Source organism: Pseudomonas sp. DW-iso17 (assembly GCF_058725345.1).
Genome location: NZ_JBZXEA010000032.1, coordinates 235,725 through 254,165, shown reverse-complemented (window position 1 = coordinate 254,165; position 18,441 = coordinate 235,725). Strand labels below are relative to the sequence as shown.

15 protein-coding genes are annotated in these 18,441 nt (G+C 61.4%); 7 read left to right on the top strand and 8 right to left on the bottom strand.

Annotated features, from left to right (window positions below):
- Positions 1–12: 12 nt before the first annotated feature.
- The 4 genes from AC4PS6_RS19315 to AC4PS6_RS19300 are packed head-to-tail and all read right to left on the bottom strand — an operon-like array spanning position 13 to position 4,587.
- Entirely contained in the window at positions 13–1,206 is a 1,194-nt protein-coding gene (locus tag AC4PS6_RS19315) for a CaiB/BaiF CoA transferase family protein (RefSeq protein ID WP_130174957.1), read from the bottom strand.
- A 10-nt stretch (positions 1,207–1,216) separates the two neighbouring features.
- Positions 1,217–2,566 carry an MmgE/PrpD family protein gene (locus tag AC4PS6_RS19310; protein WP_019820158.1) on the bottom strand — a complete coding sequence of 450 codons (1,350 nt, stop codon included), beginning with the start codon at positions 2,564–2,566 and terminating at the stop codon, positions 1,217–1,219.
- A 10-nt stretch (positions 2,567–2,576) separates the two neighbouring features.
- Positions 2,577–3,740, bottom strand: coding sequence for an acyl-CoA dehydrogenase family protein (locus AC4PS6_RS19305; protein ID WP_020301504.1), 1,164 nt, complete (start codon positions 3,738–3,740; stop codon positions 2,577–2,579).
- A gap of 28 nt (positions 3,741–3,768) precedes the next feature.
- Positions 3,769–4,587 carry an HTD2 family dehydratase gene (locus AC4PS6_RS19300; RefSeq protein ID WP_336826431.1) on the bottom strand — a complete coding sequence of 273 codons (819 nt, stop codon included), beginning with the start codon at positions 4,585–4,587 and terminating at the stop codon, positions 3,769–3,771.
- Between the two features lie 284 nt (positions 4,588–4,871).
- Here AC4PS6_RS19300 and AC4PS6_RS19295 point away from each other — a divergent pair, with 284 nt between their 5' ends.
- The 3 genes from AC4PS6_RS19295 to AC4PS6_RS19285 all read left to right on the top strand — a co-directional run bounded on the left by AC4PS6_RS19295 (position 4,872) and on the right by AC4PS6_RS19285 (position 8,519).
- On the top strand, positions 4,872–5,771 hold the full coding sequence (locus tag AC4PS6_RS19295; RefSeq protein WP_492180920.1) for a LysR family transcriptional regulator: 900 nt from the start codon (positions 4,872–4,874) through the stop codon (positions 5,769–5,771).
- A gap of 116 nt (positions 5,772–5,887) precedes the next feature.
- Positions 5,888–7,711, top strand: coding sequence for a serine hydrolase domain-containing protein (locus AC4PS6_RS19290; RefSeq protein ID WP_020301506.1), 1,824 nt, complete (start codon positions 5,888–5,890; stop codon positions 7,709–7,711).
- A gap of 16 nt (positions 7,712–7,727) precedes the next feature.
- Positions 7,728–8,519: a MipA/OmpV family protein gene (locus AC4PS6_RS19285; RefSeq protein ID WP_069868452.1), complete on the top strand. Its 792-nt coding sequence runs from the start codon at positions 7,728–7,730 to the stop codon at positions 8,517–8,519.
- 136 nt (positions 8,520–8,655) lie between these two features.
- On the opposite strand, the gene AC4PS6_RS19280 is transcribed toward AC4PS6_RS19285, so the two are convergent.
- Positions 8,656–9,933: an ATP-binding protein gene (locus AC4PS6_RS19280; RefSeq protein WP_014718340.1), complete on the bottom strand. Its 1,278-nt coding sequence runs from the start codon at positions 9,931–9,933 to the stop codon at positions 8,656–8,658.
- The gene (locus AC4PS6_RS19275; RefSeq protein ID WP_014718339.1) at positions 9,934–10,641 is read right to left on the bottom strand and encodes a response regulator; all 708 of its coding nucleotides are present in this window, start codon (positions 10,639–10,641) and stop codon (positions 9,934–9,936) included.
- A 157-nt stretch (positions 10,642–10,798) separates the two neighbouring features.
- On the opposite strand from AC4PS6_RS19275, the gene AC4PS6_RS19270 reads away from it, so the two are divergent.
- Complete coding sequence (locus AC4PS6_RS19270; RefSeq protein ID WP_336826425.1) at positions 10,799–11,998, top strand: MFS transporter; 1,200 nt, start codon at positions 10,799–10,801, stop codon at positions 11,996–11,998.
- On the opposite strand, the gene AC4PS6_RS19265 is transcribed toward AC4PS6_RS19270, so the two are convergent.
- Positions 11,954–12,556, bottom strand: a complete 603-nt coding sequence (locus tag AC4PS6_RS19265) for a MiaE family protein (RefSeq protein ID WP_014718337.1) — start codon at positions 12,554–12,556, stop codon at positions 11,954–11,956. The two genes, AC4PS6_RS19270 and AC4PS6_RS19265, sit on opposite strands and share 45 nt — an antisense overlap.
- 149 nt (positions 12,557–12,705) lie before the next feature.
- Here AC4PS6_RS19265 and AC4PS6_RS19260 point away from each other — a divergent pair, with 149 nt between their 5' ends.
- On the top strand, positions 12,706–13,569 hold the full coding sequence (locus AC4PS6_RS19260; RefSeq protein ID WP_014718336.1) for a universal stress protein: 864 nt from the start codon (positions 12,706–12,708) through the stop codon (positions 13,567–13,569).
- A 134-nt stretch (positions 13,570–13,703) separates the two neighbouring features.
- Here AC4PS6_RS19260 and AC4PS6_RS19255 read toward each other — a convergent pair whose 3' ends face one another.
- Entirely contained in the window at positions 13,704–14,171 is a 468-nt protein-coding gene (locus AC4PS6_RS19255) for a DUF1289 domain-containing protein (protein WP_003190830.1), read from the bottom strand.
- A gap of 395 nt (positions 14,172–14,566) precedes the next feature.
- Here AC4PS6_RS19255 and acnB point away from each other — a divergent pair, with 395 nt between their 5' ends.
- Complete coding sequence (gene acnB, locus AC4PS6_RS19250) at positions 14,567–17,176, top strand: bifunctional aconitate hydratase 2/2-methylisocitrate dehydratase (protein WP_003190828.1); 2,610 nt, start codon at positions 14,567–14,569, stop codon at positions 17,174–17,176.
- A gap of 364 nt (positions 17,177–17,540) precedes the next feature.
- Positions 17,541–18,434, top strand: a complete 894-nt coding sequence (locus tag AC4PS6_RS19245) for an alpha/beta fold hydrolase (RefSeq protein WP_073453281.1) — start codon at positions 17,541–17,543, stop codon at positions 18,432–18,434.
- The last annotated feature ends 7 nt before the right edge of the window (positions 18,435–18,441 follow it).

The window sequence follows — 18,441 nt, the reverse complement described above, 5'->3', positions numbered from 1 at the left end:
CTTGATTCCTGATTAGATAACGCCGCGCTCGCGCAGGTGGTTAATGGCCTCAACGGAGTAACCCAGCTGATCGAGGATGCCTTGGCTGTGTTGCCCCAGCGCTGGCACGCCGTCCATGCGCGGGGTAAACGCGGCGTTACGGGCCGGTGGCAGCAGCGACGGCAACGGCCCCGCCGGGCTGTCGACGTCGCGCCAGCTGTCGCGGGCCTTGAGTTGCGGGTGGTCCCACACGCCTTGCATATCGTTGACCCGGGCGCTGGCAATTTGCGCGTCTTCCAGGCGCTGGATCACCGCCTCGACGCCCAGTTGGGCAAAGCGCTCCACGATGATCTGGCGCAGCACCTCGCGGTTGGCCGAGCGCTTGAAATTGGCGCTGAAGCGTTCGTCCATGGCCAGCGCCGGGGTGAGCAGCACTTTGTCGCAGAACGCCGCCCATTCGCGCTCGTTCTGCAAGCCAAGCATCACGGTGCCGCCGCCCCCGGTGGGAAACGGCCCGTAGGGGTAAATCGTCGAATGCGCGGCACCCGCACGCGGTGGCGGCGCCGCGCCGTCGAAGGCGTAATACATCGGGTAGCCCATCCACTCCACCAGGCTTTCGAGCATGCTTACATCGATGCGGCTGCCCTGGCCGGTTTTGCCGCGTAGCAGCAGCGCCGACAGAATGCCGCTGTAGGCGTACATGCCGGCGGAGATATCCGCGATGGAGCAACCGGCCTTGGCCATCTGCTCTTCACCTGGGCCACCGGTCACCGAGAGGAAGCCGCCTTCGCTCTGGATCAGCAGGTCGTAGGCTTTCTTTTTCTCGTAGGGCCCGCCTTCGCCATAGCCGGAAATATCGCAGACGATCAGGCGTGGAAAACGTACGTGCAGCGCCTCGAACGATAAGCCCATGCGCGCCGCCGCGCCGGGGGCAAGGTTCTGCACCAGCACATCGGCATCGGCCAGCAGCGCATCCAGAATGGCGCCCGCCTCGTCCTGCTTGAGGTCCAGGGTCAGGCTTTCCTTGGAGCGGTTGGTCCAGACGAAATGTGACGCCAGGCCACGCACCCGCTCGTCATAGCCACGGGCGAAATCGCCGGTGCCGGGGCGCTCTACCTTGATGACCCGGGCACCGAGGTCGGCCAGTTGGCGTGTACAGAACGGCGCGGCAATCGCGTGTTCCAGGCTGACGACGGTGATGCCGTCCAGCGGTCGTTGTTCAGTCATGACAAATCCCTCAAAGCCAATGGGCCATGGACGCGGTAGTTCGCAGGTTCCACACCTGCTCGATCAGGCGGTTGGCCTGGGCCGGGGTGCGGGCGCCGCTGAAGTCGGCCAGGCGCTGGAACTTGTCCGCCAGCTCGGCACGGCTCAGGGTGTTGCCCGGGTCGCCCTTGGGTTCATCAATGGCACCGTGCAGCGTGCGGCCATCGGTGGTGGTGACGGTAACGCGGCCCAGCCAGCGTTGCGGGTAGGCGTTGTCGACTTCGGGGTCCAGGCTCATGCAGACCTTGTCGCGAAACGCCGCGACCGCAGGATCGGTCAACGCCAGCTCATGGAATTCAGGCAAACCGGCTTTGCCATGCACAGCGATCAGCCCAAGCACCGTGCCCATGGAAAATTTGGCCTGGTGCACGGTGGTCGGCACCGTCACTCGGCCGAGTACGTCAATGGCGCCTTGGTGCACGTGGGTTTGCACCTGGGAGATCTGCGCAGCGCTCAGGCCTTCACGCTGCATCACGTCCAGCAGCGCATCGGCAGCAGGATGGGTGTGGCGACAGGAGGCGTGGAATTTGAACGAGGTTTCCACCAGCGCCCAACGGCTGCCCAGCTCGGAAGACAATTTGCCCGGTTGGGCATCACTGGACATCCCGGCCGCCAAACCTTGCTCACCTTCAAGGATATTGCGCGCGCCGGTCAGCCCATCGGCCGTAAGGTAAGCCGCCAGCAAGCCGTCCGCCGCCGCCTTGGCCGTGTGCAGTTGCTTGGAGTCGGCGGCATCGCGCAGAAACTCCCACAGCCCGGCAGCCTGGGTGCCGGCGCTGCCGAGCAGGTTGATGAATTGTTCTTCGTTGAAGTCGAGCAACTTGCCCACCGCGACCGCCGCCGCCAGGGTGCCGACCGTGGCCGTGGTGTGGAAGATGCGGTAGTGGGAGCGGCCCATGAACTCACCGATGCGAATCCCCGCCTCATAGCCGGCTACAGAAGCCAGCAACAGCTCACGGCCAGACTTGCCGAGGTCCTGGGCAGCCGCCAATGCAGCGGGAAACACCACGGTGGCCGGGTGCAGCACGGAGCTGTTGTGCAGGTCATCCTGCTCCACCAGATGTGAGGAAGCGGCGTTGACCAGTGCGGCAAAATACGCGCTGGTGCCGGTGCCGTTGACGATCACCTGGGCCGGGCCGCTGCTCGGGCCCATCTTCTGCGCGTAGCGTTCAAACAGGGGGATCGGGTGCGCGCCTTGGCTGGCCAAGGCGGATGCGAGCCAATCCAGGTACAGTTCTTCGGTGCGCGCCAGCACGGGCTCGGGCAATTGTGAGTACGTCAGCTCGGCCAGGAACCGGCAAAGGGCTTGGGTAGGGCTCATGCTCAGGCCCTCAGAAGCTGCGTGGCAGTTCGAGCAAATGCTCGGCCACGTAGGACAGGATCAGGTTGGTGGAGATCGGCGCCACCTGGTACAGGCGGGTCTCGCGGAATTTGCGCTCCACGTCGTACTCGCAGGCAAAGCCGAAGCCGCCGTGGGTTTGCAGGCAGGCATTGGCCGCTTCCCAGGACGCCTTGGCCGCCAGGTACTTGGCCATGTTGGCACTGGCCCCGGCGTTCTTGCCGCTGTCGTATTCCTCACAGGCACGCCAGCGCATCAGGTCGGCCGCTTCGATCTCGATATGCGCCTCGGCAATCGGGAACTGCACACCCTGGTTCTGCCCGATGGGCCGGCCAAACACCACACGGTCGCGGGCATAGGCGCTGGCCTTTTCGATGAACCAGCGGCCGTCACCGATGCACTCGGCGGCAATCAGCGTGCGCTCGGCATTCAGGCCATCAAGGATGTATTTGAAGCCCTTGCCCTCCTCGCCAATCAGGCTGTCCAGGGGCAGCTCCAGGTTGTCGAAGAACAGCTCGTTGGTCTCATGGTTGACCATATTGGCGATGGGCTGCACGGTCAGGCCGTTACCGATGGCCTGGCGCAGGTCCACCAGGAAGATCGACATGCCTTCGGATTTTTTCTTTACGTCGGCCAAGGACGTGGTGCGTGCCAGCAGAATCATCAGGTCGGAATGCTGTACCCGTGAGATCCAGACTTTCTGGCCGTTGATCACGTACTTGTCGCCGCGCTTGATCGCCGTGGTCATGATCTTGGTGGTGTCGGTGCCGGTAGTGGGTTCGGTGACGGCCATCGACTGCAAGCGCAATTCACCGCTGGCCAGCTTGGGCAGGTAGTAGCGTTTTTGCGCCTCGCTGCCATGACGCAGCAGGGTGAACATGTTGTACATCTGGCCGTGCACGGTGCCCGAGTTGCCGCCGCAGCGGTTGACTTCCTCAAGGATCACCGAGGCTTCGGCCAGGCCCAGGCCGGAACCGCCGTATTCCTCGGGGATCATTGCCGACAGCCAACCGGCGTCGGTCAGGGCCTTGACGAAGGCTTCGGGGAAGCCTTTTTCTTCATCGATCTTGCGCCAGTAAGCGGCATCGAACTCGGCGCACAAGGCGCGCACGCCGTCGCGGATCGCATTGAGTTCTTCGTTGTCATGGGCATTCATTTACGGCTCTCCGCCTGTTGTTATCGGGTTATTCGAAATGCACTTGGGCGGTCTGCGCCAGGCCTTCAGTGTCGCCAGCCCAGAGTTCTGCGACGCCGGTGGCGGTGATGCGCCCGCCGACCTGAAAAGGCTGTGGCGCAATCAGTGGGCGCACGCCGCGATAGGCAAAGCGGCGCAAGGTCGCCTCAGGGTGCGCTCGGCAGAACGCACGCAGGTTCAAGGTGGCGATCAGCGGGCCATGCACCACCAGGCCGGCATAGCCTTCGGTGCCGGTGACATAGGGGTAGTCGTAGTGGATGCGGTGGCCGTTGAACGTGACGGCGCTGTAGCGGAACAACAGGGTCGGCGTCGGCTCGACGGCCTCTGTCCATTCGGCCCGGGCCAGCGCGTCGCCGCTGCCAGGCTTGGGTGGCGTGGGTTCGCGGTAGACGATGTCCTGCTCCTCGCGGATGGCCAGGCGCCCTTCCTGGGAGTAGTCATGACGCACGGTGACAAATAGCAGTGAGCCGGTGCGCCCGGTCTTTTCTTCGACCTGGGTGATGGTCGACACGCGCGTAGCCGCCTCGCCAGCCCGCAGTGGGTGCAGAAATTCAAGACGCCCACCGGCCCACATGCGATTGCGGTTATCGGCCGGCGGCAGAAACCCGCCGCGTGCCGGGTGGCCGTCGCTGCCCAACGCCACCTCCGGCAGCGGGTCCTGGAAAAAGCACCATTGCCACAACGCAGGCACAGCGTCGCCGTCGGCAGGCACCTCTTCACCTAATGTGGCGGCGATGCGCTTGAGCAGGTTATGGCTCAGGTGGTCGTAGGCGGTCTCACTTCGGCCGATCCAATCAGTGGCGCTCATCGGGTGCAGGTCCTCAGGCAGTGGGTGTCTGCCGAGGATCATGCAAGGGCCAGCCCGTTCTGAGAATTTGCATTTCAATAAACCAGCGTTCGGTTATGCTGAACGCTTACAGCCACACCGTGAACCAATGTGGGAGCTGGCTTGCTGTGGCGAGCAAGCTTGCTTGCGCTGGGGTGCGTAGCGCCCCCAAAAAAGCCGGCTCCAGCTGCGCTGTCGAGCGGGAGCAAGCTCCCTCGCCACAGCAAGCCCGCTCCCACAGGAAACCTGTTGTCCGGGAGTTTTGCATGCACTTCGATCTCGCCGACCTGCGCCTGTTTATCCATATCGCCGAATCCCCCAGCCTCACTCAGGGTGCCAAGCGCGCCTTCCTGTCGCCGGCTGCCGCCAGTGCGCGGATCAAGGCCCTGGAAGGACAGCTCGACACGCGCCTGTTGTACCGCGACAGCCGGGGCGTGGAAATCACTCCGGCAGGCGAGCGCCTGTTACACCATGCGCGGTTGATCATGCGCCAGGTGGATTACCTCAAAAGCGAGTTCACCCAATACGGCGTGGATTCGGCCGGGCATATCCGTATCTTCGCCAACACCACGGCGGTCACCGAGTTTTTGCCGGAAGTCCTGGCAGGCTTTCTGTCACAGCGCCCGGGCGTCACCGTCGACCTGCAGGAACGCCTGTCACGAGACATCGTGCGCGGGGTGCTCGATGGCACCAGTGACATGGGTATCATCGCCGGCCCCGTGGAAGCCTCCGGCCTGCAAGTGTTGCATTTCAGCACCGATGAACTGGTGCTGATGGTGCCCGTCGGGCATGCCTTGGCCGAACTGCCTTCGGTCACCCTCGAGCAGACCCTGGCGTATCAGCATATCGGCCTGCATGAAGGCAGCACGCTGTTGAGTTTCCTGCGTGAACACGTCGAGCGTCTGGGCAAGCAATTGTCGCTGCGTATCCAGGTCTCGAGCTTCGAGGCGATCTGCCGGATGGTCGAGGCCGGCGTGGGCATTGGCATCATTCCAGAGTCCGCCGCCCTGCGTCACAGCCGCATCATGCAGCTGGTGACGGTGAAACTGGACGAGCCCTGGGCGATTCGCGAGCGCAGCATCCTGGTACGCGAGCTGGAAGCGCTGCCGGGGACCATACGCGCCCTGATCGCCACGTTGATGCCTGCCCCCCTGGGCAAATCCTGATGTTTTTATAAGCGGCCGTTAACAGTCTTTGACAGTTTCCCGACAAAGCACTCAAAGATTCTCAGCACCCGCCGCCCTAGCATTCCAGCATCCAAATCATCATTCGGGTGCTCTTGATGTTTCGCAGACTGCGCGGTATTCCGCTATTGGGTTGCCTGTTGGGCAGTATCGGTTGCCACTCGCAACCGCCTGCCCCGCCGCCGATTCAAAAAGGTGATTACGGCGCAATCATCCGCTACCTGCAAACCCGCATTCCCCAGGAGATGGCGCGGGACAATGTGGCGGGATTGTCGATTGCCCTGGTCAATGGCCAGGAGCTGATCTGGGCCCGCGGCTTTGGCCTGGCTGACAAAGACCTGGGGGTGCCGGTCACGCCCAATACCGCGTTTCGCGCCGGTGGCATCTCCAAGCTGCTGACCGCCACGGCGGCGCTGCAACTGGTGGAGCAGCAACACCTGGCGCTGGATGCGCCGATCCAGCAGACCCTGCGTGAGTTCTACGTACGCTCCCGCTTTCACAGCGACCAGGCCGAGGCGGATCGAGCGATCACCTTGCGGCGCTTGCTCAGCCATCAATCCGGTTTGCCCAGCGAGCACCTGCGCGACCTGCGCAGCACCTATGCCATGGGGCAAATGCCGATGCGTGTGTCGGGTGTGTGGCTGAGCAGCCTACCGGGCTCCCAGGTGGCGTATTCCAACCTTGGCTATGCCTTGGTGGGCGCCGCCATTGAGCGTAGCAGCGGCAAAAGCTTCGAAGCCCAGTTACAAAGCAGCCTGCTCACACCCTTGCGAATGAACCAGTCCAGTTTCCTGGGTACCGGTGCGCAAATGAGCTATCGCGCCCACGGCTACGAGGATGGCAAGGCCAGCACCGACCCCCAGGTGCGTGACCTCGCCGCCGGTGGCCTGTGGACCAGCCCCAAAGACCTCAGCCGCTACGTGCGCATGCTGTTTGCCAAGGGCACCTACAAGGGCAGTCAGATCCTCGGCAGCGCTTCTATCGATGCCATGTTTACCCAGCAAAACACCGGCAACGCCTTGGATTTCGACTGCCAGATGGGCTTGGGCTGGTTCTTGGCGCCCTGTGGTGACGAGCCCATCGGCCCCGGTGTGCGCACCTACCAGCACAGCGGTGGCGGCGACGACTTCGTGGCCCAGTTGACCCTGCTGCCGGATCAGCAACTGGCCGTGGTCATCATGGCCAACGACAGCAACGCCGAAGACATGGTGGTGTCGCTGACCACCGACAGCCTGCGCCTGATGCTCCAGGCTCAGACCGGCAAGCCCGTATGCGCCGACGACTGCCAGGCCCCCAGCCACGGCCTCAAGCTGCGCCATGTACCGGCGGCGGTGGATCGCAAGCGCCTGGCCGGCTTCTACGCGACCGCCTGGGGCGTGTTCCGCATCAGGGATGAGCATGCCCGTTTGAGCGGTGAACTGGCCGGCTACGATTTCCAGCTATTGCGTGATGAGCAAGGCTGGCTGCGGGCGCAGAAAAAGATACTGGGGTTCTGGCGCAAGGACCTCGGCGAGTTGGGCCGCGTGCAGCTGGATGTGCTCACGGTACAAGGCCGCCAAATGCTCACCGCCCGCAGCCACGGCCAACGCATTGCCATCGGCGAGCGCATCGAGCCGCCGCCCTTGTCCGCCGCGTGGGCCAACACGGTCGGCACCTACCAGGTGCTCAGCAGCCATGAACCCGACGCGCCATTGAGTGGCATCAGCGTGCGCCAGGAGGACGGTTTCCTGGTGATTCGCGGCCAATTAAACGGCGAGCCGCTGACCGACTACATCCTGCTGCCCATCGACAACGCCCATGCGGTGCTGGCCGGCAACGGCTACGGCCTGGGCGATACCGTCAGCCGCCAGGTCAACGGCCTGAGTGCTTCGGGCTACTCGTTCAAACGCACCCATTCACCCCACACACCCTTGAACCTCTAACCAGGAAAACACCCTGATGCACTCAAAAAACCTGTGCCTGTCATTGACCTCACTGTGCCTGCTCGCCGCCGCCGATACGGCGCTTGCCGAAGACTGGCAATACAGCCTCAAGGCCGGCATGGCCAACGCACCCCGCTACAGTGGCAGCGACGAACGTATGACGGCGCCTGTGCTCGGCGGCAAAATCATCAGCCCCTGGGGCGTCTTCCTCGACACTGATACGGGCTTGGGCTGGGGTTACGAAGGCAATGCCCTGAGCTTCAGCGCATACGTTGGCGCAAGCGATTCGCGCAAGGATAAAAATGAAAGCATGCATGCCGGCTCCAAACGCCTCAAAGGCATGGGCGAGATCAAGTCACGTCCGCAATTGGGGGTAAGTACCGCCTACAACCTCGGCGGTGTGATCATCGGCGCCACCCTGGAACATGCGCTTGAAGAAGATAAACACAAGGAAACCGGCAAGGCTTTTACCCACCTGGAGTTGAGCCTGGGTACCCATCTCTATGAAGGCCGCTACGGCTCCGTCGATGCCGCCATCAACAGCCACTTCGGTGACCGCAACTACCTGCAAACCTGGTACGGCGTGACTGCCGACCAGGCCACCCGCAGCCGCTTCAAGGAATACAAGGCAAGTGCCGGCAATATCAGCAATGGCATGAACCTCTCATGGAGCGTGCCGATCAACGAACACACGCAGTTCTCGACCTTGCTCGATGTGCAATACCTGGCGAATGAAGCAGGCAAGAGCCCGATTGTGGAGCAGCGGCTGCAGGCGTCGGTGTTGGGGGAGCTGCAGTACACCTTCTGATCTGACTTGCCCTCTGTAGGAGCGAGCTTGCTCGCGAAAAACTCGCAGGCGCCGCGTTTATCCAGAAAACACGCGTTATCGTTGAGGTTCTTCGCGAGCAAGCTCGCTCCTACAGGATGGCATGGGGCAAGCCGCCTTACTCTGCATAGGCCCACGTCATTCGAAACGACGCCCCGCCCCACTCCGAATCCTGCACTTCCACCTGCCCGCCATGCCACTGGCTGACACGCTTGACCAGCGCCAGGCCCAGGCCAAATCCGCCTGTGCGGCGGTCGCGGCTGGCGTCAAGGCGCAGGAAGGGTTCGAATATCTTGGTGCGACCCTCCAGCGGTACCCCCGGCCCATCGTCGTTGACCCGCACTTCGTAACCGCTGCCAAACTTGACCAGCGACACTTCCACGCGACGATCGGCATAACGAATCGCGTTGCGCAGCAGGTTGATCACGGCCCGCGCCATAAAGCGTGGCTCGATCTGGATAACGTCCACCTCGCAGGTGCGCAACGACAACTGCACCCCTTCTGCTTCGGCCTCCAGGGCCACGCTGCCGATCACACTGTCGAGCCAACTGTGGGCCTCGATTTGCTCGCGGGTGACCTGGGTAGCGCCTGGCTCAAGGCTGGCATAGGTCAACAGCTCGGAGACCATTTCTTCCAGTTCACCGAGGTCGGCGTACATGTCGTTGATCAACGCTCGGCTTTGCCGTGGGTCACTCTGCTGCCTGAGCTGGTCCAGCTCGAATGACAGCCGCGCAATCGGCGTGCGCAATTCGTGGGAGACCGCGTTGGTGAGTTCGCGCTGGTTGGCGATCAAACCTTCGATGCGCTCGGCCATCTGGTTGAAGTGCCCGGCCAGCGAGCGCACGGTGGAGCGACTCGGCAGCAAGATGCGCGAGCCCAGGTCATTGTCACCGAAACGTTGCGCTGCCAGGCGGATGTGCTCCAGGTCGCGCCAGTGTGGACGCACCCAGAAATACAGGACGATGGCCAGGCTCACGCCCAGGAAGCCATAGGCCCACAGGTATAACCACTTGGGTTCTTCCGGCAATCTGATTTCGAGCAGTTGCGGGCCGTCGTCGATAGGCGCGAGAAATTTCATGAAGTCTTCGCGCACCACCACCTGGTCAGCCGCCAGGAGTTTCTGTTCCCGTTCGCTCAAATCCTGGGTGTCGCGCTGCACCAATTTGAGCCGCAAGCCGTAATGCGGTTGCAGCTCGTCCAGGCGTGCCTGGCGTGCCTCTGCCTGCACGGGGCGCAGTTGCTCCACCAGGGCCCAGGCCGGGCCGCGCAGGGCTTCACGGTTATAGGTTTCGTTGGACTCGGGCATGTAGGCGTCCAGGCCGTAGTTGACCAACCAGATCGACCCGGCCAGACCGAGCGCGAGAATCAGATAGAGGCGCAGATACAAGCGCAGCATCTACACCTCCCACGCGAACGGATTGAACAGGTAGCCCTTGCCCCAGATGGTCTTGATGCACACCGGCTCGCGGGGGTTGTCATTGAGCTTGCCGCGCAGTTTGCTGATGTACACGTCTACGCTGCGGTTCAGGCCGTCAAAAGCGATGCCGCGCATGCGGTTGAGGATGTCGTCGCGAGAGAGAATCTTGCCCGCGCTGCTGGCCAGCAACCACAGCAACTCGAATTCCATGGTGGTGAGGTCAATGGTCTCGCCGCCCAGGCGGACCACCCGGCAACTGCGATCAATCGACAAGCGGCCAAATTCCAGGGCACCGCGCACGGTGGGCTCGGGCACTTGACGGCGCTGCAGCGCACGCAGGCGCGCCAACAACACCGGCGGTTTGATCGGCTTGATCACGTAGTCGTCAGCACCGGACTCAAGGCCAAGGATATGGTCCAGGTCATCTTCCTTGGCGGTGAGGATCACGATGGGCGTGTCCGACACGTTGCGAATCTCGCGGCAGACATGCAGCCCGCTCTGACCCGGCAGCATCAGATCGAGTACGACGATCTTCGGCTTGAAATCCAGGAACGCCGCCAAGGCTTCATCACCCCGGTACACCACCCGTACCTCGAAACCATGCTGCGACAGAAAATGCGAGACCAGCCCTGCCAGCTTTTCATCGTCCTCAACGAGCAAGACCTTGCCCAGACCCAGGTTTTCCATAAGTTCTCAGTGTGGATGCGCGGATTGAAATGGGGCCATTATAGGTGGCAAGCTGGCCGACAGAGGTGGCTGACCAGTCCACAGCGACGAAGCTTCATGCTTTTAAGAGTTTTTAACAAATAGCCTGCACTTTTTAACGCCATTGACAGGGAGTTCTATGCGCAAGGATTACCTGGCGTTCTTCATTTCGCTGTTCCTTTCACGGCTGGCCGACCAGGTTTTGCTGTTTATCGTGCCCCTGATCGTATTCCAGACCACTCAAAGCGTGTCGTGGGCGGGGCTGGCGTTTTTTGTCGAGTCACTGCCGCGCTACCTGGCTTTTCCGGTGTGCGGGGCATTGTGCGACAGGTTTTCACCGGTGCGTATCCTGCATATCAGCCAGGTGTATCGGGCCGTGGCCTGCGTGGTGGCGATGGCGCTGTATGGGCTGTTCGACGGTATTGAGTGGCTGGTCATGCTGTCCGCGTTGTGCGGCGTGTTGACCACCCAGGGCATCATGGCGCGGGAAGTGGTGATGCCGCATATCTTCGAGCATTACACCTACGCCAAGACCTTGTCCTATTCGCAGATCGCCGACCAGAGCGGGCTGGTGCTCGGGCCATTGGTGGCGGCGCTGATGCTGGAAGTCTGGGCGTGGCCTTGGGTGGTGCTGGGGGTCGCCGTGCTGTTTGTGCTGGCGGACCTGGCGATGCTGATCTGGCAGCGCCACACCACGGTGGACCTGCACATCCATGAACAACAGCCGGGTAACTGGCTGCAACCCCTGCGCACCGCTTTTGGCCACATCCTCAACCGGGTGGAGTTGAAGCGCATCATCGTCCTGGCGGTCGGCGTGAACCTGATAGTCGGCGTGACGCTGGCCACCTCGGCTGCCATGGTCACCGGCCACTACGCAGCGGGCAAAGACACCTATGCCCTGCTGCAAGCCGCCGGGGCGCTGGTGACCATCGCGATTCTGTTCTACCTGGCGCATTCATCACTGAAGCTGAAGGTACTGGGCGGGTTGTCGTACTCGATGATCACCGTCGGCGCGCTGATCACAGCGCTCAGCCCCGGCGTGTGGGCCTACGCGGTGGGGTTCCTGCTGCTGACCGGCTTTGACAAGATGTTCAACGTGTACCTGCGCAGCACCCGACAACGGGTGATTCCGGTGCAGGACTTCGGCAAGACAGTCGGTGTGATGACCTTGCTCAACAACCTGGCCCAGCCCTTGGCGGGCTTGATGATTGCCGTGCTGGCAGCACCCTTTGGCACGCCAACGGTGATCCTGCTGCTGGCGGGGATCACCGCGTTGATCGGTGTGGCCGTGGCCTCAGGCTGGCACGCCACTGTGAAAGCGGAACTCGACGTCGGGTGATTCGATCAGGTCTTGCTCGGTGGCTCGCACCCGGTCGATCACCTGGGCGATGTCCTTGGCGTCGCCGTACTGGTAAGCCAGCTTCAAGTAACCCTGGAAGTGCCGCGCCTCGCTTTTGAGCAAGCCGAAGTAGAACTTGCCGAGTTCTTCGTCCAAATGCGGCACCAGCGCTTCGAAACGCTCGCAACTGCGTGCTTCGATAAAGGCGCCCACCACCAGGGTGTCTACCAGCTTGACCGGCTCATGGCTGCGCACCACCTTGCGCAAACCCGAGGCATAACGGCCGGCGTGCAGTTGACGCAGTTCGACCTTGCGCTTTTTCATCAGGCGCATGACCTGCTCGTGGTGCACCAACTCTTCGCGGGCCAGGCGCGACATCATGTTGATCAGGTCAACGTGGCCGTAGTACTTGGCCATCAGGCTCAAGGCGGTGCTGGCGGCTTTGAATTCGCAGTTCTTGTGGTCGATCAGCAGGGTTTCCTGATCGGCCAACGCGGCCTGGACCCAGGCATCGGGGGTGCGGCAGCCGAGGAATTCATGGATTTCGGGCAGGTTCATCGGGCTCACGGGCAAAGGATCACAAAAGGGCGCCGATTATACCGACCCCGTCGCAGACCACCAGCCACCGGCCTTGATGTGTATCAACATGACGGCTGCCGGCCAGCAACTATAGTTATCCAACGCCCGCCCTTTTGGAGATCCCGACCATGCAAGCCATCCGCAGCATCCTGGTGGTCATCGAACCCGAGCATTCGGAAAGCCTGGCCCTCAAGCGTGCCAAGCTGATTGCCAAAGTGACCGACGCGCACCTGCACTTGCTGGTCTGTGACAAGAAGCACGAGCATTCGGCGCTGCTGAGCCTGCTCAAGGAAGGCTTGAAAGAAGACGGCTACAGCGTCACCACCGAGCAGGCCTGGAACGACAGCCTGCATGAAACCATCATCGATGTGCAGCAAGCCGAAGGCTGTGGCCTGGTGATCAAACAGCACTTCCCCGACAACCCTCTGAAAAAAGCCCTGCTGACCCCGGCGGACTGGAAGTTGCTGCGCTATTGCCCGACGCCGGTGTTGCTGGTCAAGACCGCCACCCCTTGGGCAGGCGGCGTGATCCTGGCGGCCATCGATGTGGGCAACGCCGACGGCGAACACCGCTCGCTGCATAATTCGATCATCGACCATGGCTTTGATATCGCCAGCCTCGCCAAAGCGCAGTTGCATGTGATCAGTGCTCACCCCTCGCCCATGCTGTCGGCGGCAGACCCGACCTTTCAGCTCAAGGAAACCATCGAGGCGCGCTATCGCGAGCAATGCAAGGCCTTCCAGGCCGAGTTCGACGTGGACGACAGGCACCTGCATATCGAGGAAGGCCCCGCCGATGTGCTGATCCCCCATATTGCCCATCGCTTGCAGGCGGCGGTGACCATTATCGGCACGGTGGCACGCACGGGGATTTCCGGCGCGTTGATCGGCAATACGGCGGAGGTGGTGCTGGATGCGGTGCAAAGCGATGTGCTGGTGCTTAAACCGCAGACGCTCATGGACCATCTGCAAGAGCTGGCGACCAAGCCCTGACACCGACCTTCAGGCAATGTGGATCAAATGTGGGAGCTGGCTTGCCTGCGATTGCGGTGGGTCAGCTGGCGCATTTGCTCCTGATACACCGCTATCGCAGGCAAGCCAGCTCCCACATTGACCTCGCCAGTCAATTAACCCAGCGCATCTTTCAAGAACCCAGGCGCGATATAGCGCTGGTAATGCGCCTCGGACAGGATAAAGAACTCGCGATCAATGGCATCGCGCAGTTCAGGCAGCGCCCAGTCGCGAAACTCCGGCAACAGCACCATGCCGTACGCCTCCAGGTTATTGATCACCCGGGCCCCACGGGCGATCAACTGGTAGGCCCAACAATACTCGGACTGGTGTGGCACAAAGCGAATCTTGCGTTGCTCCAACTGCCCGCGCAGTGTCTTGGGGTCGAAAACCTCCACTTTGCCGGCCATGACCTGCACCAACAGCTGCTCAAGCCTGAGCCAGACCGCACGCTTTTCTTCTTCGTTATAGCCGTTCCACTGGATCACTTCATGGTGAAAGCGCTTGCATCCACGGCACACGAGATCGCCGTAGACCGTAGAGCACAGGCCGACGCAGGGGGTCTTGATGGTTTGGTTGGGCATGGGCAGCAACACGCAAATCAGCGAAACAGTGCGCCATGTTAGCCCTTTGTCTAAGGTTGATCACCCAGCAAACTTGAGTAGGCAACTTACCTTTAGATTTTTTTTGCCGTAGAATCACCCGGCCTTGTAAGGCGCCAATAATCCGCTGGAAGCTGTTTTCAAAGCGTCACGAGCACAGTCGTTCCTTCAGAACGGTGTTGGCGCAGGTTCGACCCGGTAGGTCAGAGCCCGCGCCAACCCTCATCAGCTCCGTTCTGCAGGCGTAAAACTTTGAAAGCAGCTTCTGTAAGGAATGCCGGCAGCGCTGGCTTTGCGGCCCAAAAAGCCCCCGAGCGCATGCGTGCCGTTCATTTCTGGATGAGCGTCCCGTGGGACCACTGATGAGGGTAATAACTGTGCTTGAAGCCTACCGCAAACATATCGAAGAGCGTGCAGCACTGGGTATCGTTCCCCAGCCGCTTAACGCCGAACAAACCGCAGGCCTGGTCGAGCTGCTGAAAAATCCTCCGGCTGGCGAAGAAGAATTCCTCGTTGACCTGATCACCAACCGCATTCCACCAGGCGTTGACGAAGCCGCTTACGTCAAGGCCGGTTTCCTGTCTGCCCTGGCCAAGGGCGAAGCCACTTCCCCCCTGATCGACAAGAAACGCGCTGTTGAACTGCTCGGCACCATGCAAGGCGGCTACAACATCGTGACGTTGGTCGAGCTGCTGGACGACGCCGAACTGGCACCCGTCGCGGCCGCCCAACTCAAGCACACCCTGCTGATGTTCGATGCGTTCCACGACGTCGCCGAAAAAGCCCGCAACGGCAACGAGCACGCCAAAGGCGTGATCCAGTCCTGGGCTGACGGCGAGTGGTTCCGCAACCGCCCTACCCTGGCCGACAAGATCAGCCTGCGCGTCTTCAAGGTCACCGGCGAAACCAACACCGACGACCTGTCGCCTGCGCCTGATGCCTGGTCCCGCCCTGACATTCCGCTGCACGCCCTGGCCATGCTGAAAATGGCGCGTGAAGGCATCGTGCCGGACGAGCAAGGCAAGACCGGCCCGATGAAGCAGATCGAAGAGATGCGCGGCCAAGGCTTCCCGATCGCCTACGTCGGTGACGTGGTCGGTACCGGTTCGTCGCGTAAGTCGGCAACCAACTCGGTATTGTGGTTCTTCGGTGACGACGTGCCTTACGTGCCGAACAAGCGTGCTGGCGGTTTCTGCTTCGGCAGCAAGATCGCTCCGATCTTCTACAACACCATGGAAGATGCTGGCGCACTGCCAATCGAATTCGACGTTACCAACATGAACATGGGCGACGTGATCGACCTGTACCCGCATGCTGGCAAAGTCTGCAAGCACGGCACCGACGAAGTCCTGACCACCTTCGAAATGAAGACCCCGGTGCTGTTGGACGAAGTTCGCGCCGGCGGCCGTATCCCGCTGATCATCGGCCGTGGCCTGACCGACAAGGCACGCGCTGAGCTGGGCCTGGGCCCTACCGACCTGTTCAAGCTGCCTGAAGCGCCTGTCGACACCGGCAAGGGCTTCACCCTGGCGCAGAAAATGGTCGGCAAGGCCTGTGGCCTGCCAGAAGGCAAAGGCGTTCGTCCAGGCACCTACTGCGAGCCGAAGATGACCACCGTGGGGTCCCAGGACACCACCGGCCCAATGACCCGTGATGAACTCAAAGACCTGGCGTGCCTGGGCTTCTCGACCGACCTGGTGATGCAGTCCTTCTGCCACACCGCGGCTTACCCCAAGCCGATCGACGTGACCACCCACCACACCCTGCCTGACTTCATCATGACCCGTGGCGGTGTATCGCTGCGTCCAGGCGACGGCATCATCCACAGTTGGCTGAACCGCATGCTGCTGCCGGACACCGTCGGTACCGGTGGTGACTCCCACACCCGTTTCCCGATGGGCATCTCGTTCCCAGCCGGTTCTGGCCTGGTCGCGTTTGCCGCCGCCACCGGCGTCATGCCGCTGGACATGCCGGAATCGATTCTGGTGCGCTTCAAAGGCAAGATGAAACCTGGCATCACCCTGCGAGACCTGGTGCATGCCATTCCTTACTACGCGATCCAGGCTGGCCTGCTGACCGTAGAGAAGAAAGGCAAGAAGAACGCCTTCTCTGGCCGCATCCTGGAAATCGAAGGCCTGAACGACCTGACGCTGGAACAGGCTTTCGAGCTGTCCGACGCCTCGGCTGAACGTTCGGCTGCCGGTTGCACCATCAAGCTGTCCAAAGAGTCCGTCACCGAGTACCTGAACTCCAACATCACCCTGCTGCGCTGGATGATCGGCGAAGGCTACGGCGATGCACGCACCCTGGAACGTCGCGCCCAAGCGATGGAAGCCTGGGTTGCCAACCCGGAGTTGATGGAAGCCGATGCCGACGCCGAATACGCCGAAATCATCGAAATCGATCTGTCGGAAATCAACGAGCCGATCCTCTGCGCGCCAAACGACCCGGACGACGCCCGTCTGCTGTCCAGCGTCGCTGGCGAGAAGATCGACGAAGTGTTCATCGGTTCGTGCATGACCAACATCGGCCACTTCCGCGCTGCCGGTAAGCTGCTGGAGCAGGTCAAGGGCCAGCTGCCTACCCGTCTGTGGCTGTCGCCGCCGACCAAGATGGACGCGCACCAACTGACCGAAGAAGGCTACTACGGCATCTACGGCAAGGCTGGCGCACGTATGGAAATGCCAGGCTGCTCGCTGTGCATGGGTAACCAGGCACGCGTTGAGCCGAACTCCACCGTCGTGTCGACCTCGACCCGTAACTTCCCGAACCGCCTGGGTGATGGTGCAAACGTCTACCTGGCATCGGCTGAGCTGGCGGCAGTCGCCTCCACTCTGGGTCGCCTGCCGACCGTCGAAGAGTACATGGGCTACGCAGCGAAACTGGACACCATGGCCAGTGACGTCTACCGCTACCTGAACTTCGACCAGATCGCTGAGTTCCGCAAGATCGCAGCAAGCGCCAACATCCCGGTGATTCAAGCCTAACGGTGTGTTGATGTGAAAGGCGCCGCGTATCGCAAGGTACGCGGCGTTTTTTTGCGTGCGCCAAAAGGGTAACGGATGTCAATCCAGGCTCCCGCTCCCCCTTAAAGAGTTGTATCAGACTGAAAAGTACTGGCCGCCGACAACCTTTGCACGACGACCTACCAGATCAGGTAGTTGTCCCTCTACGCCTTGAAGGCTAAAACTCTCTACACCCTGACGCCTGTATCACGGAACCCACCAGCTCTGGATGTACTTCGCGCTGTAAGCCGTACCCCTTAATAAAAAAAACAAACCCTGCCCTCGACACCCAAGCCCGGTGCCAGGGGCGCTCTCGCCTGTTTTTTGTGCTGACTGGAGGTGTGTTATGTCGCGTAGCCAATATGTGATCAAGAAAATCTTCAAGCATTATTCGGTGTCGGTGGAACACATCGGCGATGCGCCTGATAGAAAGAACGTCCTGTTGGTCAACGGCGCCATGGCCACGACGTCGGCCTTTGCCCGTACCAGTAAATGCCTGGCCGAACACTTCAACGTGGTGCTGTTTGACTTGCCGTTCGCTGGAAACTCCCGCGCTCACAACCCTGACCGGTGCCTGGTGACCAAGGACGACGAAGTCCAGATCCTGCTGGCATTGATCGAGCGCTTCAACATTCACCACTTGGTTTCCGTGTCCTGGGGTGGCCTGTCCACCCTGCTGGCACTTGCCAAAAATCCAGACAGCGTTGAAAGCTCAGTGGTGATGTCGTTTGCGCCTGGCCTCAACGCGCCGATGCTCGATTACGTCAGCGGGGCGCAGGCACTCATGGCCCGGGATGACAACGCAGGGATCGGCCATTTGCTCAACCAGACGCTGGGCAAGCATCTCCCGGCTCGACTCAAGACCGCCAATCAACAGCATATGGCGCAGTTGATCAACGCCGAGCAGCATCAAGCGCGCTTCCATATCGAACAGGCACTCAAGCTCAATGAAGGGGCCTACTTGCCGCAACTCTCGAACATTGACAGTCATGTGCACTTCCTGAATGGCGCCTGGGACGAATACACCAGCGCCATGGACGTGCAGTCCTTCAAGCAGTACATCCGCGATTGCAGCTTCTCCATTGCCCAGAGCAGCGGACATTTTCTGGACCTGGAGTCCAAGGCCGCGGCCAACGGCGTGCACCGCGCGTTGCTCGGGCATTTGCTGAGGGCATGCGATGCCCAGCCAGGGGCGTTTTGCGAGCAGTCGGCTCAACGAGCGCGGCTGAGCTTTGCCTAAATACTTT